The organism is Streptomyces zaehneri (assembly GCF_032248645.1).
GTDB classification, from domain to species: domain Bacteria; phylum Actinomycetota; class Actinomycetes; order Streptomycetales; family Streptomycetaceae; genus Streptomyces; species Streptomyces coriariae.
In genome coordinates this window covers 88,032-103,596 of the sequence record NZ_JASTTJ010000026.1, presented here as the reverse complement: position 1 = coordinate 103,596, position 15,565 = coordinate 88,032, and the positions used below count along the sequence as shown (strand labels likewise).

Below are 15,565 nucleotides of genomic sequence, written 5' to 3'. Positions count from 1 at the left end.
GTCAGTTCCCCCCGGACTCACCCTGCTGCTGCTCCTGCCGGGCGCGTTCCTCCGGCGACGGGCCGAAGGTGTCGTCCAGCGCCTGGTTCCACCGGTCGTCGGAGATGCCGAGAGCGTCGTTGAGCACCTGCGACTGCTGACCGCCGTGGCCCTCGGTGAGAACGGTGCGGCCGGTGTCCTTCCAGGTCTGTTCCATGTCCTGACCGGCCTTGTCGAAGGACTCGGCGCTCCAGTCCGGGTTGAGGTAGTCCGGCGTGAAGATGTCGCCCCAGTTCTGCCGGGCGATCTCCTCCTCACTGGCGTGCGGGTTCCCGCCGAACAGGGAGTTGGCGCCCACCTTGAGCGTGGCCGCGACGTACTGGTCGTGCTCCCACTGGGTGCCCGCCGCCAGCCCGAGACGGTTCGCGAGCGCACTGGCGTCGTGCACCAGGGCGCGCACACCCCACTCCCAGCGCTCGCAGAAGTCCTCGAAGTCGACCGCGAGGCCGTGGTGCCCGGCCTCCATCGCGGTCATCGCCAGCTCCGAGAAGCCCTTTCCCAGCACCGATCCGGTGGCGCCGCCGAGTTCACCGAGCTGGTCGATGGTCGCGCCCACACCCTGGGTGAACTTGGCGACGGACGCCTTGTCGAGCCGCAGGTCCGGTCCGTCACCGCTCATGACCGCGGCCCCTCTCCCGCCGCACCGGCGTCGACGGCGACGGACTCCGGCACGATGCCGACGACCGGCGGGAAGAACATCGACCCGTCCTCGGTGGCGATGTCGACGGCGAGACCGGCGGGCTCGCCGAGGGCGGGCACGAGCTCGTCGACGATGCGCGCGCCCAGCAGCGCCGCGTAGTCCATGGGCTGCTCACCGCGCGCGTGGCGCAGGGCGAACCGGGCCAGGGCGGCCTCGTCGGTGAACCCGCAGATCCACCGCACCCCGCCCGAACGCACCGACCAGAGACCTCCGTCGGCCATCGGCACGAGGAGGACCGAGCGGCGCATCTCGCCGACCAGAGCACGCGGGTCGTCGCCTCCGCCTCTCCGCTCGGCGATGCGTTCGGCGAGCGCCGCCTTCGGCTGCTGCACGGTTCCTCCCCGGTCGTAGGTGACTGATGGCACCGTAGAGCAGGACGCGCGCGAAGAAGCGGGCGGTTCTGGTGAGCCCCGCCCTGTCCGACAGGCGCCTTGCGAGGACGGGATCCCGCCGATCGCCGATCGCCGGCGTCCGGCGTCCGACGTCCGGCGTCCGACGTCCGACGTCCGGCGTCCGGCGTCCGATCTCCTGGCCGGGCTGGCCCGGCCGTGGCAGGGACACGGGGAACCGGCCGCTTCGGTCTGGCGAGGCTGTCGGTGGGACGGTGTTCTCGATGTGACGGTGCTCTCGGTGCTCTCGGTGTGACGGTTTTGTGGTGACGGTGCTTTCGGTGAGGCGCTCCCTCGTTTCGGGTCGTACCCGAGTCGCCCCCGCGGAGAGGATCGGCCACAATGGGCGCCCGTCGTCCGTTCGTCCGTTCGTCCGATCGTCCCTTCGTCCGTACCGAACCACCCGAGGTTTCCCGTGACCCACTCCGTGGCCCGCGAGCCGCAGCGGCGTAATTCGCGGTCCAACCGGGCGCGCATTCTGGCCACGGCCCGGCAGGAGCTCGGCCGGAACCCGGACGTCACCCTGGAGGAGATCGCGCGGGCCTCCGGCGTCGTACGGCGGACGCTCTTCGGCCACTTTCCCGGGCGGGCGGCGTTGCTGGAGGCGCTCGCGGAGGAAGCGTCCGAGGCGTTGCGCGGCGCGCTGGCGGTCGCGACGGCCCCGCGGGAGCCGGCCGAGCGGGCGCTCGCGCACTTCGTGCACACGATCTGGCCGGTGGGCGACCGCTACCGGCTGCTCCTGGCGTTGGCCCGGCGTGACCTGGGCGACGAGCGCGTCACCGAGATCCTCGCCCCCGCCCGCGACGAGGTCACCGCCATCCTGGCGCGCGGGCAGCGCGACGGTGTCTTCCACACGCAGCTGCCGCCCGCCGTGCTGAGCGCGGGGCTCGAGGCGATGCAGGTCGCGCTGCTGGAGGAGGTCAACACCGGGGCGCTCGAGGACGACGGGACCCGGACGGCCGTCGTGACGCTCGTCGCGGCCGGGGTGCCGGAGGAACGGGCCCGGGCCGTGGTCGGCGAGGTCGTGTCCGGCGGCGACAGCGGTAGCGACAGAGGGTGCTGAGCCGGGGGCCTGAGCCTGAGGTGTCCGGATCGCCATAGCTTCCTGGTTCCCCGGTCCCCTCGTTTCTCAGTTCCCAAGGGGCCGGTACGGGACGGCCATGTCCCTTGCCGTGGTGAGGAGTTCACCGAGCCGGGCGACGTCGAGGTCCTGAGCCCGACGAACGAGAGGCGGTGAGCGAGCCCGGTGAGCGAGCCCGGTGAGCGAGCCCGATGAGCGAGCCCGATGACGAGCCCGATGAGCGTGCGAAAGCGGTCGTTCACCGTGCACAAGGTGAGGGCGGAGCGTGCTCGGGGCGGGGAGCAGTGCGCCGTCGAAATATTTGCACACTAATGGGCAATAAATTAGTCTGCACATCAACGGGCAATTAAATCGTCTTCTGAGGAGCCCTCCCATGCCCTTCCCCGTCAACACACCCGTCGAGAAGATGACCGGGCCGTACGCCAAGCGCTGGTCGGCGCTGATCGTGCTCTGCCTGAGCCTGTTGATCGTGGTCATGGCGAACACCTCACTGATCGTGGCCGCGCCGGCCATGACCACGGACCTGGGCCTGAGCAGCAGTGACCTCCAGTGGGTCATCGACGGCTACACCGTCCCGTATGCGGCGCTGATGCTGGTGTTGGGGTCCATCGGCGACAAGTACAGCCGTCGTGGCGCCCTCGTCACCGGGCTGTTGGTCTTCGCGGGCGGTTCGGTGATGGGCAGCCTGGTGGACGAGACCGGGCTGGTCATCACGGCCCGCGCGATCATGGGTGTCGGTGCCGCGGTCGTCATGCCGGCCACGCTGTCGTTGCTGGTCGCGATCTTCCCGCGGCGTGAGCGGGCCAAGGCCATCACGGCCTGGACGGCCACCTCGGGGCTGGCCATCGCCGTCGGTCCGCTGGTCGCGGGCTGGCTGCTGAAGGACCACGCGTGGGGCTCGACCTTCCTGATCAACGTCCCCATCGCGGTCGTCGCCGTCTTCGGCGCGCTCGCGCTGGTCCCGCCGTCCAAGGCGGCGGGCATGGGACGGATCGATTTCGTCGGTGGACTGCTGTCGATCGTCTCCGTCGGCTCGCTGGTGTACGCGACCATCGAGGGCCCGCACTTCGGCTGGGGCACCGGCCCGATCGCCGCAGCCGTGGCCGCAGGAGTGGGTCTGGTGGGGTTCGTGGCCTGGGAGCTGCGCCATCCGCACCCGATGCTGGACGTCCGCAAGTTCCGGCTGCGGCCCTTCAGCGGCTCGATGCTGGCGGTGCTGTTCTTCTTCTTCGGCACCTTCGGCGCCATCTACTACGCCACCCAGTTCCTCCAGTTCGTCCTGGACTACGACGCGTTGGAGACGGGTGTACGACTGCTGCCGCTGGCCGGTGCGGTCTTCGTCGGCGCCGCGGTGACCGGGCGGCTGACCCCGAAGCTGGGCGTGCGGGCGATGGTCGTGTCCGGCATGGTGATCGGCACCGCGGGCGTGTTCCTGCTCACCAGGGTCGACACGGGCTCGACGTACGCGGACTTCCTCGCGCCGATGATGATGCTGGGCTTCGCGATCGGCCTGAGCGTCTCCCCGGCCACCGACACGATCATGGGTTCGTTCCCGGAGAGTGAGCTGGGTGTCGGCGGCGGCGCCAACGACACCGCACTGGAGCTGGGCGGCTCGCTCGGCATCGCGATCCTCGGCTCGCTCCTCGGCACCGCGTACCGTGACGAGCTGACCGACCTGGTCGGCGGCAACCTGCCGGCCGCCGCGCTGGAGACCGCCAAGGACTCGGTGGGCGGTGGCCTTGCGGTCGCAGGGCAGGTCGCGAAGGACCCCGCAGGCGGTGCGCAGCAGGCGCGGGCGCTGGTCGAGGCGGTGCACGAGGCCTTCGCGCACGGGGTCGTCCAGACCAGCCTGGTCGGCGGGATCATCATGGCCGCCGGCACGCTGATCGTCTTCGCGGTCCTGCCCGGCCGTAAGTCCTCGGCGGACGCGGCGGACGCGGCGGACGCGGCGGACGCGGCGGACGCGGAGGGGGCGGAGCGGTCGGAAGGGACGGAAGGGTCGCAGGGGTCTGATGAGTCGGCGGGGTCGGCGGGGTCGGCGGGGTCGGAGAAGGCCGCGCCACTGGAGGAGTACTCCGACGCCTCCCGGTAGGACGACCCGCTTCGCTGCCCTGCTGCCCGCTCGCCCCGCCGTGCCGTGGTGTTCCTCGGAACCCCGCCGGTGGGGCGTCCGGCGTCCGGACTTCAGCCGGAGAGGGTGGAGTGCTCCGGATCCCACTCCGACTCCGACTCCGGTGTCGGTGCCGGTGCCGGTGCCGGTGCCGGTGCCGGTTTCGGGCCCGGCACCGGAGCCGTGGCTGTAGCTGTAGCTGTAGCTGTGGCAGTCGTCGGTATCAGCCCGCTCATCGCGGCGCACTGCTCGGGACCCATGACATGGGCCAGCGCCCCCGTCACCGTCTCGGCCAGGGTGCCGGACGCCTCCCGGAGCATGTCCCGGGCCTTGTCGGTGAGGGCCACCTCCACGCCGCGCTTGTCGCCGCAGACCGACTTTCGGGTCACGAGGCCGGCGTGCTGAAGGCAGGCGATCTGGTAGGTCAGCCGCGTCTTGGGTCGCCCCAGCAACTCCGCGATACGGGTCATGCGGAGGCCTTCCCGGGGCTGCTCCGCCAGCAGGCACAGGACCAGGAACTCGTCGTGCGACACATCGAGCCGTTCCTTGACCACCGAGCGCAGCCGCTGTTCCACCGCGCCGGTCGCGGCCAGCAGCAGCATCCAGCCGCGCAGTTCGGCCGGCAGCAGGCCCGCGCCCTGCGCGGACGGGCATGAGGGCAGGTCGGTGGGGTGTTCAGCGGGGTCTGCCATAGCTACGAGTGTATCCGTTGTCCAAATTTGCACCACTGGGTTGTTCAGCTTTGGATTACCGGCTAGCGTGAGTCGCCCCGGCTTCATCCAAATTTGGATTATCAAGGAGAACGGCCATGACCGTCGCCGTGCAAACCGGACTGTGGCAGCTCGACTCGGGCGCCTCCACCGTCGCCCTGAAGCACAAGGCGATGTGGGGCCTGGTCACCGCCAAGGGTGTCTTCGCCATCGTCAGCGGCGGGGGTGAGGTGGCCGCCGACGGAAGCGTCACCGGCACTCTGGTCCTGGACGCGGCCTCCATCGACACCAAGAACGCCAAGCGGGACACGCACCTGCGTAGTGCGGACTTCTTCGACGTCGAGAAGTACCCCGAGATCACCTTCGCGGTGCGCGCCGCCGAACTCGGCGGCGACGGGGTCGTGAAGGTGTCCGGCCAGCTGACGGTGCACGGCATCAGCCGGCCGCAGAACTTCACCGCCCGCCTGAGCCAGGCGGACGCCGACGCGGTCACCCTGGACGCCACATTCACCGTGGACCGGAACGAGTTCGGGATCACCATGAACCAGCTCGGCATGATGGGCGGCCTGACGACGATCACCACCACGCTCCGCTTCACGCGCACGGTCGCCTGAGATATCGAGCCAAAGGCATTGCCTGACGCGTGGTCAGTTGGCCCTCGTGTGAATGGCTTTGCGTGAGAAAGTGAACTGTCTTGCGAAGTGGTGCCCGAGGGCGTCGACTTCGGTGTTGTTCATCTCATGTCGTCATGCGTGACACGGCAGTTGTCGAGGCGCGGCAGGCCGAAGCGACCCCCATGCGCAGCGGGGGCGTCATCCCGCAGCGGCAACTGTCTTACGCGCCAGGGGCCGGGGCGACGATCAGCGCGTCCGCTGTGAGTCGACGCGCGGATCCGCCCAGGGATCCGGCGCGGGGGTCCGGCGCGGGGGTCCGGCGCGGTGAGTCGACGCTGTGTACCCGGTAGCGCTCGCGCCGCGAACAGTCGACGCGGGCATCCGGGTCGGCAGGCCGGGTCGGCCGCCGGTGCGCCCCCGCCGGCCGGCCGGGGCGAGGCTGCCCGGTGGGTGCACACTCCGGCGGGAGCGTGGTGATCGTGGCGCCCACCCGCAGCGGTGTCATCAACAGGCTGTGGCAGCCCTGAGGTCGTGTCGCCACGAAGGGAATCGACCGGGCGGATCGGTAACCGTCGGACCGAGCGCCGTACGAACTCCGACGCCGGCAGTACCGACGGCGTCAGCGCCGCCGCTGCCGCTGCCGGAATGCTCGCGTGCACACACCGCGAGCCGCTCGTTGCTGTCTGGTGGACGTCACAGGATCTCGCTTTCGGCGTGGGTTAGGTGTTACCAGCGCGGTTTCTGCCGAGCAAGCGGTTTCACAACGTTATCGGGGCTGGTGAGCGGGGTGCGCCTGGACGTGAGGATTCCGGTGCGGCCGCGATGGGAAGCCGTTGCGCGGCACCGGAGGCGGTGGCGGACCGTGTCGCTGTTGGGCTGAACGGGTGACTTGGCGTAAGAATGGCTGGTGCAGGCATTGAAGGCGAGTCAGTTCGGGGGGTGCCGGTGAACCGTTACGACGTCACCGATGAACAGTGGGAAGGGCTCGCTCAGGTTGTTCCGCTGCGGGGCCGGGACGCTTGGCCGTCGGCGGTGAGCCACCGCTCGCTCCCCGACGCGGAGACGGAGACCCGGCGCCGTTTCGTCGTGCTGCGGGTCAACGTCTTCGCGGATGCCCGCGAGGTCGCCGAGACGCTGATGGCGGGCATCCCGGTGCTGCTCGACCTGACGGGCGCGGAGACCGACACCGCCAAGCGTGTCCTGGACTTCTCCACCGGAGTCGTCTTCGGCCTGGCCAGCGGCATGCACCGGGTCGACCGCAACGTCTTCCTGCTGACCCCACCGGGCACCGAGGTCAGCGGGATCATGGAAGGCGCGGGGATTCCCGGAGTCTGAGCGGTGCTCGGTGCTCGGTGCTCGGTGCGTCGAGCGGCCGCACCGGGCACGGCGCTCGGCGATATCCGGGCGCGTCGGCTCGCCGATGCGCCCGCCCCCGCCGCTGTCGCTGTCGCACTCCGCGACGATCGTCGGAGCTGTCGGAGCTGTCGGAGCTGTCGGAGCCGCCGGAGGCGTACCGGGTCCTCGGGCGCCTCCGGCTTGTCCGGATCGGCGTGGTCGTCGGGTGGGCGTGGTCGTCGGGTCGCTCGATCGTAGGAAGCTTTTCGGGGCGGAACGGTTCGTCTGGTGACGGAGTCCTACGGTCCGGATATGCCCTCGCCATTTGCGTCCTCCGCTGCCTCCGCCGCTGCTTCCTCCGCCACGCCCGTACCTCACCCGGCCTTACCGCAACCGGTATCCGACCAGCCACCGCCGGGGGACGTCTCCCGTACCGTGCCCGCGCAGGCGCCGTCCGTGGCGGAGCGACATGGTCCGTCCCCCGCGCCGGCTCTCCGTACGGCGTCCGCCCAGGTGCGGTACGTCCGGCCCTGTGTCACCGAGCTGCGGCTCTCCGCCTTCGCGGGGCATCGGCGGGCCCGGTTTCCGCTGGGGCCGGTCACGCTGTTCGTCGGGGCCAGCGGGAGTGGCAAGAGCAGCGCGCTGCGGGCCTACGAGGCGCTGGCCCGCCTGGGGGGCGGGGCCCCGCTGGGGGAGGTGTTCGCCGACCCGGCCGCGTGTGTGCCGCAGGGGGCGCGGCCCGATGCCGAGCGTCGTCGGGGGTTCCGCATCGGATGCACGGCCGACGGTCCCGGCGGCCCGGTTCTGCTCGACGTCGCGGTGCAGGCCGAACCCGAGCTGCGCATCGTGGGGGAGCGGCTGAGCGCGGCGGGCGTCGTGCTGCTGGAGACTGCGCTGCGCGATCCCGGCCGCCGCGCGGTGCAGGCGGCCTGGCACACCGGCGGCGCCGCACCCGTGACGCGCGCCCCCCTGCCCGACGACCGGCTGGGCACCGCATTGCTGCCGCTGCGCGTGGCCGGCAAGACCGACGGACAGCGTCAGGTGCTCGCCGCCGCCGAACAGATGGTCGTCGCCCTGCGGTCCGTCTTCGCCTGCGATCCGCAACCCGACTGGATGGGGGTCCCCGTCCCCACCGGCTCCGGCCGACTGCTCACCGGCTGCGACAACCTCGCCGACGTCCTCTGGCGCACCCGCGAGGAGTGCGGAAGGCGGCACGCGCAACTGGTGGCCGCGCTGTCCGCCGGATCCACCGGACCGGTCGTGGACCTGCGCGCCGAACCGCTGGCCGACGGCACGGTCCGCGCACTGCTCCACCGCGCCGACGGCAGCCGCACGGAGCTCGCCCGGCTGGGATACGGCGAACTGCGCTACGTCGCCCTCGCGCTGGTGCTGCTCACCGGACCGGGCGTCCTCGACGTGGACCCGGCCGGCGAGGTGCCCGCCGCGATGCAGACCCTCACCCTGCTCGCGGACGGCCTCGACCGCGGCCTCGACGTACGGCAGCGCGCCGAACTGCTGCGGCTGGCGGTGCGCATGGCGGAGCGCGGGCACATCCGCTGCGTCGGCGCGGTCGGCGACGGGTACGGGGCCACCCGGACCGAGGGGGTGACGGTGGTACACCTGGGTCCGTGACAGAACAACATCTCGACGTGGCGAAGCTCCAGCGCAGACTCGCCGAGTTCGCGGCCGCGCGGAACTGGCAGCCCTTCCACACCCCCAAGAACCTCGTCGCCGCGCTCAGTGTGGAGGCGTCGGAACTGGTCGAGATCTTCCAGTGGTTGACGCCTGAGGAGTCGGAGAACGTGATGGAGGACCCGGAGACCGCCCACCGGGTGACGGACGAGGTCGCCGACGTGCTCGCCTATCTGCTCCAGCTCTGCGAAGTGCTCGGTGTCGATCCGCTGGCGGCGCTGAACGCGAAGATCGACCGTAACGAGCACAGGTTCCCGGCGCCGTAGCCCGTGCCCCCGGGGGCGGCCTGGAGGTGGCCTGGGGCGGTCCGGAGGTGGCCTGGGGCGGCCCGGCAGCGACGTAACGGCGCCGTGGCGGCTTCCCGGAGGGAGCCGAGCAGTCCGTTTTCACTCTCCGCAGTCAACGAGCGGGCCGAAATCGATTTGTTGTCCACAGATTTCGGTCTTCCTCTGGCTTTTCGTCCCACAGGCCCTCACTCTGGGTAGTGGACTGGTGGACACGGGTGTTCGGACGGACGTGCGGGCAGCACGTCGGGCAGACGGGGGCAGCGCATGGACGCGGTGCGGCTCATCCTGACGAGCAGGCGCGCGCTCGCGGGCAGCGGCGAGGGAGCGGGGATCCTCGAGGAGGTGTGGCAGGCACAGGCCCTGGCGCAGGCGATCGGCAGTCGCCTCGCCGTCTCCGGCCCGCCCGAACTGCGTGGCGAGGCACTGGGGCTGACCGAGCTGGCGGGCAGAGGCTGCGGTGTGCTGGGCGCGCCGGACCTCGATCCCGGGGACCTGCTCGCCGCCCGGCTCACCGAACTGGACGACGCCCGCCGGGCGCTGCTCGACCTGAGCGGCCTGCTCGGAGAGGTCGGCATCGCCCTGGTCGGCCTCGCGAGTTCGGCGGACGACCAGGGCACTTACTGGAAGTGCATGGAGGCCATCGACGCGGCGGACGAGTCCAGGGACCGGGTCCTGGAGATGCTGCGCAAGCTGGCGGCGAGAGAGGAACGGGAGGAGAGAGAGGGCGCGTTGCCGGAGAGGTGAGGAGAGCGGACCTGTCCGGCGCTCGGCCCTGGGCGGCCCCCCGTGAGGAGGGCCGATGGGGGTGACATCCCGGCGCTGACCGGCCGGGCACGGGCACCGGGCGGTCCGGCTCCGCCCGCCCAACGATCACCAGGGGGGCGGTTCACCGGCCCGGACACACGCCCCCCACGCACGGCACAGACGATTCTCCCCCGACCGAGGACGGCCGGGGGAGAGGGGACCGGTGGGGTTGACGAGACGGCCGGAGTGCAGGATGGAGGTATGGATCTGCGTATCTTCACCGAGCCCCAGCAGGGGGCGACCTACGACACCCTCCTCGCCGTGGCGAAGGCCACCGAGGACCTCGGGTTCGACGCCTTTTTCCGGTCCGACCACTATCTGAAGATGGGCGACGCGAGCGGCCTCCCGGGCCCCACGGACGCCTGGATCACCCTCGCCGGGCTCGCCCGCGAGACCAAGCGCATCCGCCTCGGCACGCTGATGACCGCCGGCACGTTCCGGCTGCCGGGCGTCCTCGCCATCCAGGTCGCGCAGGTGGACCAGATGTCCGGCGGGCGGATCGAACTGGGCCTGGGCGCGGGCTGGTTCGAGGAGGAGCACACGGCGTACGGGATCCCCTTCCCGAAGGAGAAGATCGGTCGGCTGGAGGAGCAGCTGGAGATCGTCACGGGCCTGTGGGCGACGGAGCTCGGCAAGACGTACGACTTCCACGGCACGTACTACGACCTCACCGACTCGCCCGCGCTGCCCAAGCCCGCGCAGGCGAGGATCCCGGTGCTGATCGGCGGCACCGGCGCGACCCGCACGCCGCGGCTGGCCGCACGGTTCGCCGACGAGTTCAACATGCCGTTCGGCTCGATCGAGGACAGTGAGCGCCAGTTCGGCCGGGTGCGGGCCGCCGCGCAGGAGGCAGGCCGCGCAGCCGACGCCATCACCTTCTCCAACGCCCTCGTCGTCTGCGTAGGCAAGGACGACCAGGAACTCGCCCGGCGCGCCGCCGCGATCGGCCGTGAGGTCGACGAGCTGAAGGCCAACGGACTGGCCGGTTCTCCGGCCGAGGTCGTCGACAAGATCGGCCGTTACGCCGAGGCCGGCTCCCGGCGGTTCTACCTCCAGGTCCTCGACCTGCACGACCTGGACCACCTGGAGCTGATCTCCGCGCAGGTGCAGGCGCAGCTGAAGTAGCACGGCGATCGGGGACGTGCCCGGCGGCGCGCCCGGCCCGGCTTGGACTTCGCCCGCTTCGCCCGCTTCGTTGTAGTCGTTGTAGTCGTTGTAGTCGTTGTAGTCGTTGTCTTCGATGTCCGGACGGCCGGGACGCGCCGCCGATCACCTGTGACACGGCTGTGACCGCGATGGGGCTGCGCGTCGTGGGACTCGTCCTGGAGAACTGCGGCGAACGGGACTACACGCTGGACGGCTACCCACAGGTGAGCCTCCTGGACGAGGACCACGAGCCGACCGACGGCGTCAAGATCTTCAAGGGAAGCGGCGGCATCTCCACCGTCACCGGCTTCGACGACCCGCCCCGGCCCGTCACCTGAAGCCCGGCGAACGCGCGAACGCCGGCCTGATGTGGCGCAACACCACCGCCCCCGGCGCCCGGTGTCTGACCAGCGCGGACGGCCGTCGGCCGGCTGGGAAAATGGCGAGTGGCGCGGAAGCGTTCTCTGTACGTTGTAGGGGTGCGCGAGCGCACGATCAGCGCTTCCGCTCCTTTTTCCGAACCCACCGAGGCACCCACGTGTTCCTGACGATCAGCACCACCGGCACCCCTGAACGCCCCGCCACCGATCTGGGCTTCCTGCTGCACAAGCATCCCGACAACGCGCAGGCGTTCTCCACCTCGTACGGCAAGGCCCACGTCCTCTATCCCGAGGCCGATGCCGAGCGCTGCACGGCGGCGCTGCTGCTGGAGGTGGACGCCGTGGCGCTGGTCCGGCGCGGCAAGGGCAAGGGCCGGGGCGGTGCTCCGGACGCGGCCCTCGCCCAGTACGTCAACGACCGCCCCTACGCGGCCTCCTCGCTGCTCGCGGTCGCGCTGAGCGGCGTGTTCTCCAGCGCGATGCGCGGCGTGTGCGCGGCGAAGCCCGAACTCCCGCAGCAGGCGAGGCCGTTGCGTGTCGAGGTACCCGCACTGCCCGCCCGCGGTGGCGTCGACCTCGTCCGCGGTCTCTTCGAGCCGCTCGGCTGGGCCGTGAGCGCCGAACCGGTGGCCCTCGACACGGAGTTCGAGGAATGGGGGGACTCGCGGTATGTGAGCCTGGTCCTGGAGGCCGAGACGCTCACCGTCGCCGAGGCCCTGCGTCACCTGTACGTCCTGCTGCCCGTCCTCGACGACGCCAAGCACTACTGGGTCTCCTCCGACGAGGTCGACAAGCTGCTGCGCGCCGGTGAGGGCTGGCTGTCGGATCACCCCCAGCAGAAACTGATCACCAGCCGTTACCTCTCCCGCCGCTGGTCGCTGACCCGCCAGGCGATGGAGCGGCTGGAGCTGGTCCGGCTCGCCGAGGCCGACGACAGCGAGGTCGAGGAGATCGACAACGCGGTCGCGGCGGAGGCCGAGACGGAGGAGCGCCCGACCCCGCTGGCCGTGCTGCGCCGCGAGGCGATCGTCACGGCGCTGACGGAGTCCGGGGCCGCCCGGGTCCTCGACCTCGGCTGTGGACAGGGCCAGTTGGTGCAGGCACTGCTGAAGGACCCGCGCTTCACCGAGATCCTCGGCGTCGACGTCTCGATGCGCGCGCTTACCATCGCCTCCCGGCGGCTGAAGCTGGACCGCATGGGCGAGCGGCAGGCCTCCCGCGTCCAGCTCCTCCAGGGCTCGCTCGCCTACACCGACACCCGGCTCAAGGGCTATGACGCCGCCGTGCTCAGCGAGGTGATCGAGCACCTCGACCTGCGCAGGCTGCCCGCCCTGGAGTACGCGGTGTTCGGTTCGGCCCGCCCGCGCACGGTCCTGGTGACCACCCCGAACGTCGAGTACAACGTCCGCTGGGAGAGCCTCCCGGCAGGACACGTCAGGCACGGCGACCACCGCTTCGAGTGGACCCGCGAGGAGTTCCGCGGCTGGGCCGCCACCGTAGCCGAACGGCACGGCTACGCCGTCGAGTTCGTCCCGGTCGGCTTGGACGACCCGGAGGTCGGCCCGCCCACCCAGATGGCCGTTTTCACCATGACCAGCGTGAACGAGAAGGAGGCGAAGGCAGCATGACCGAGACTCAGGTTTCCGCGAGGCAGGGCCGTGTACTGCCCGTCACCGACCTCTCCCTCGTCGTCCTGATCGGCGCGTCCGGATCCGGCAAGTCCACGTTCGCCCGCCGCAACTTCAAGCCCACCGAGGTCATCTCCTCCGACTTCTGCCGAGGTCTGGTCTCCGACGACGAGAACGACCAGAGCGCGACACGGGACGCCTTCGACGTCCTGCACTACATCGCGGGCAAGCGGCTCGCGGCCGGCCGTCGCACGGTGGTCGACGCCACCAGCGTGCAGCAGGACTCCCGCCGCCAGCTGATCGAGCTGGCGAAGCAGTACGACGTGCTGCCCATCGCCATCGTGCTGGACGTACCGGAGGAGGTGTGCGCCGAACGCAACGCGGCCCGCACCGACCGCGCCGACATGCCCCGCCGGGTCATCCAGCGCCACACCCGCGAACTCCGGCGCTCGCTGCGCCACCTGGAGCGCGAGGGCTTCCGCAAGGTGCACGTCCTGCGGGGCGTCGAGGACATCGAGAACGCCTCGGTCGTCACCGAGAAGCGCTACAACGACCTGACCCACCTCACCGGCCCGTTCGACATCATCGGCGACATCCACGGCTGCGCCTTCGAACTCGAATCCCTCCTGGGCAGGTTGGGCTATGTGGACGGCGTCCACCCCGAGGGCAGGCAGGCCGTGTTCGTCGGTGACCTGGTCGACCGGGGCCCGGACAGCCCGGGCGTGCTGCGTCGCGTGATGTCGATGGTCAAGTCGGGCAACGCCCTCTGCGTGCCCGGCAACCACGAGAACAAGTACGGCCGTCACCTGCGCGGCCGCAAGGTCCAGCACACCCACGGCCTGGCCGAGACCATCGAGCAGATGGAGAGCGAGAGCGAGGATTTCCGCACCGAGGTAAGGGAGTTCATCGACGGCCTCGTCAGCCACTACGTCCTCGACGGCGGCAGGCTCGTGGTCTGCCACGCGGGTCTGCCGGAGAAGTACCACGGCCGCACCTCCGGGCGCGTCCGCTCGCACGCGCTGTACGGCGACACCACCGGCGAGACCGACGAGTTCGGCCTGCCGGTGCGCTACCCGTGGGCGGAGGACTACCGGGGCCGCGCGGCGGTCGTCTACGGCCACACGCCCGTCCCGGAGGCCACCTGGCTGAACAACACCATCTGCCTGGACACCGGCGCCGTCTTCGGCGGCAAGCTGACCGCGCTGCGCTGGCCGGAGCGCGAGCTGGTCGACGTGCCGGCGGAGCAGGTCTGGTACGAGCCGACGAAGCCGCTGCGCTCCGAGGCGCCCGGCGGGCACGACGGCCGCCCGCTGGACCTGGCGGACGTATACGGCCGACGCATTGTCGAAACCCGTTACGAGGGTCAGAACCGTGTCTCGATCCGCGAGGAGAACGCGGCCGCGGCCCTGGAGGTCATGAGCCGTTTCGCGGTGGACCCGCGGCTGCTGCCGTACCTGCCGCCGACGATGGCCCCCACGGCCACCTCGCACGTAGAGGGCTACCTGGAGCACCCGGCGGAGGCGTTCGCGCAGTACGCGCAGGACGGCGTCGCGCGGGTCGTGTGCGAGGAGAAGCACATGGGCTCGAGGGCGGTGGCCCTGGTGTGCCGGGACGCGGAAACGGCGCGTAGGCGTTTCGGAGTGGACGGCCCCACCGGGTCCCTCTACACCCGCACGGGCCGGCCGTTCTTCGACGACGAGGGTGTGACGGAGGAGATCCTCGGCCGGATACGGGCGGCGGTGGACGAGGCGGGCCTCTGGACGGAGCTGGCCGCACCCGACAGCTCCTCCGGCGCGGTGGACTGGCTGCTGCTGGACGCCGAGCTGATGCCCTGGTCGCTGAAGGCCTCTGGGCTGCTCCGCTCGCAGTACGCGGCCGTGGGCGCCGCGTCCCGCGCGGTCTTTCCGGGCACCCTGTCCGCCCTGGAAGGCGCGGCGGCACGCGGTGTCGACGTCGGGGACCTCCTCGCCCGCCAGCGCGAACGAGCCTCGGACGCGGCCGCGTTCACCGAGGCGTACCGCCGCTACTGCTGGACGACGGACGGCCTGGACGGCGTACGGCTGGCCCCGTTCCAGATTCTCGCGGTCCAGGGCCGCAGCCTCGCCGACCTGCCGCACGACGTACAGCTGTCGCTCCTCGACCGGCTGGTGGAACACGACAACACGGGTCTGCTCCAGACGACCAGACGCCTCTACGTCGACACGGGCGACCCCGAGTCGGTCCAGGCCGGTGTCGACTGGTGGCTGGAGATGACGGGCCGAGGCGGCGAGGGCATGGTCGTCAAGCCGCTGGGCGCCCTGGTCCGCGGCGGCGAGGGCCGCCTGGTCCAGCCCGGCATCAAGTGCCGGGGCCGCGAGTACCTCCGGATCATCTACGGCCCGGAGTACACCCGTCCCGACAACCTCACCCGACTGCGCGGGCGCTTCCTCAACCACAAAAGGTCGTTGGCGATCCGCGAGTACGCCCTCGGCCTGGAGGCCCTGTGCCGCCTGACCGAGGGCGAGCCCCTGTGGCGCGTCCACGAGGCGGTCTTCGGCGTGCTGGCCCTGGAGTCGGAGCCGGTGGATCCGCGGTTGTGAGCGCCGCGTCGGTGTGCGACGCGGCGGCGCTGCCCGCACGGTGAAAGCCGGCGGAGGAACGGCCCGTCGTG

At 71.0% G+C, this 15,565-nt stretch carries 14 protein-coding genes; 11 read left to right on the top strand and 3 right to left on the bottom strand.

The genetic code is table 11. From position 1 onward, the window contains the following. Position 1: 1 nt before the first annotated feature. A complete protein-coding gene (locus tag QQM72_RS33685; protein WP_314224620.1) occupies positions 2-658 on the bottom strand; it encodes a hypothetical protein in 657 nt (218 codons plus the stop codon). Beyond that, positions 655-1,071: a hypothetical protein gene (locus QQM72_RS33680; RefSeq protein ID WP_314224619.1), complete on the bottom strand. Its 417-nt coding sequence runs from the start codon at positions 1,069-1,071 to the stop codon at positions 655-657. The genes QQM72_RS33685 and QQM72_RS33680 overlap by 4 nt, the downstream gene beginning before the upstream one ends. A gap of 472 nt (positions 1,072-1,543) precedes the next feature. Between QQM72_RS33680 and QQM72_RS33675 the strand changes: the two genes are divergently transcribed. Next, complete coding sequence (locus QQM72_RS33675) at positions 1,544-2,191, top strand: TetR/AcrR family transcriptional regulator (protein WP_314224618.1); 648 nt, start codon at positions 1,544-1,546, stop codon at positions 2,189-2,191. A 391-nt stretch (positions 2,192-2,582) separates the two neighbouring features. Next, the gene (locus tag QQM72_RS33670; protein ID WP_314224617.1) at positions 2,583-4,301 is read left to right on the top strand and encodes an MFS transporter; all 1,719 of its coding nucleotides are present in this window, start codon (positions 2,583-2,585) and stop codon (positions 4,299-4,301) included. Positions 4,302-4,393: 92 nt separating this feature from the next. Here the strand turns inward: QQM72_RS33670 and QQM72_RS33665 are convergent, their stop codons facing one another. Then, the gene (locus QQM72_RS33665; RefSeq protein WP_399079620.1) at positions 4,394-5,011 is read right to left on the bottom strand and encodes a MarR family transcriptional regulator; all 618 of its coding nucleotides are present in this window, start codon (positions 5,009-5,011) and stop codon (positions 4,394-4,396) included. A gap of 116 nt (positions 5,012-5,127) precedes the next feature. On the opposite strand from QQM72_RS33665, the gene QQM72_RS33660 reads away from it, so the two are divergent. The 9 genes from QQM72_RS33660 (at position 5,128) to QQM72_RS33620 (ending at position 15,494) form a co-directional block, all read left to right on the top strand. Then, complete coding sequence (locus tag QQM72_RS33660) at positions 5,128-5,643, top strand: YceI family protein (protein WP_314224616.1); 516 nt, start codon at positions 5,128-5,130, stop codon at positions 5,641-5,643. 945 nt (positions 5,644-6,588) lie between these two features. After that, positions 6,589-6,978: a cell division protein SepF gene (locus QQM72_RS33655; RefSeq protein WP_199825100.1), complete on the top strand. Its 390-nt coding sequence runs from the start codon at positions 6,589-6,591 to the stop codon at positions 6,976-6,978. Positions 6,979-7,290: 312 nt separating this feature from the next. Further along, a complete protein-coding gene (locus QQM72_RS33650) occupies positions 7,291-8,610 on the top strand; it encodes an ATP-binding protein (protein ID WP_399079615.1) in 1,320 nt (439 codons plus the stop codon). Further along, entirely contained in the window at positions 8,607-8,936 is a 330-nt protein-coding gene (locus QQM72_RS33645; RefSeq protein ID WP_314224614.1) for a nucleotide pyrophosphohydrolase, read from the top strand. Before QQM72_RS33650 ends, QQM72_RS33645 begins: the two co-directional genes overlap by 4 nt. A 285-nt stretch (positions 8,937-9,221) precedes the next feature. Then, the gene (locus tag QQM72_RS33640; RefSeq protein WP_314224613.1) at positions 9,222-9,701 is read left to right on the top strand and encodes a DUF6099 family protein; all 480 of its coding nucleotides are present in this window, start codon (positions 9,222-9,224) and stop codon (positions 9,699-9,701) included. Between the two features lie 261 nt (positions 9,702-9,962). Next, positions 9,963-10,886 carry an LLM class F420-dependent oxidoreductase gene (locus QQM72_RS33635; RefSeq protein ID WP_314224612.1) on the top strand — a complete coding sequence of 308 codons (924 nt, stop codon included), beginning with the start codon at positions 9,963-9,965 and terminating at the stop codon, positions 10,884-10,886. A 170-nt stretch (positions 10,887-11,056) separates the two neighbouring features. Further along, a complete protein-coding gene (locus QQM72_RS33630) occupies positions 11,057-11,245 on the top strand; it encodes a DUF4232 domain-containing protein (RefSeq protein WP_399079646.1) in 189 nt (62 codons plus the stop codon). Between the two features lie 200 nt (positions 11,246-11,445). Beyond that, positions 11,446-12,915: a 3' terminal RNA ribose 2'-O-methyltransferase Hen1 gene (locus tag QQM72_RS33625; RefSeq protein ID WP_314224653.1), complete on the top strand. Its 1,470-nt coding sequence runs from the start codon at positions 11,446-11,448 to the stop codon at positions 12,913-12,915. Next, positions 12,912-15,494: a polynucleotide kinase-phosphatase gene (locus tag QQM72_RS33620; RefSeq protein ID WP_314224611.1), complete on the top strand. Its 2,583-nt coding sequence runs from the start codon at positions 12,912-12,914 to the stop codon at positions 15,492-15,494. The genes QQM72_RS33625 and QQM72_RS33620 overlap by 4 nt, the downstream gene beginning before the upstream one ends. The last annotated feature ends 71 nt before the right edge of the window (positions 15,495-15,565 follow it).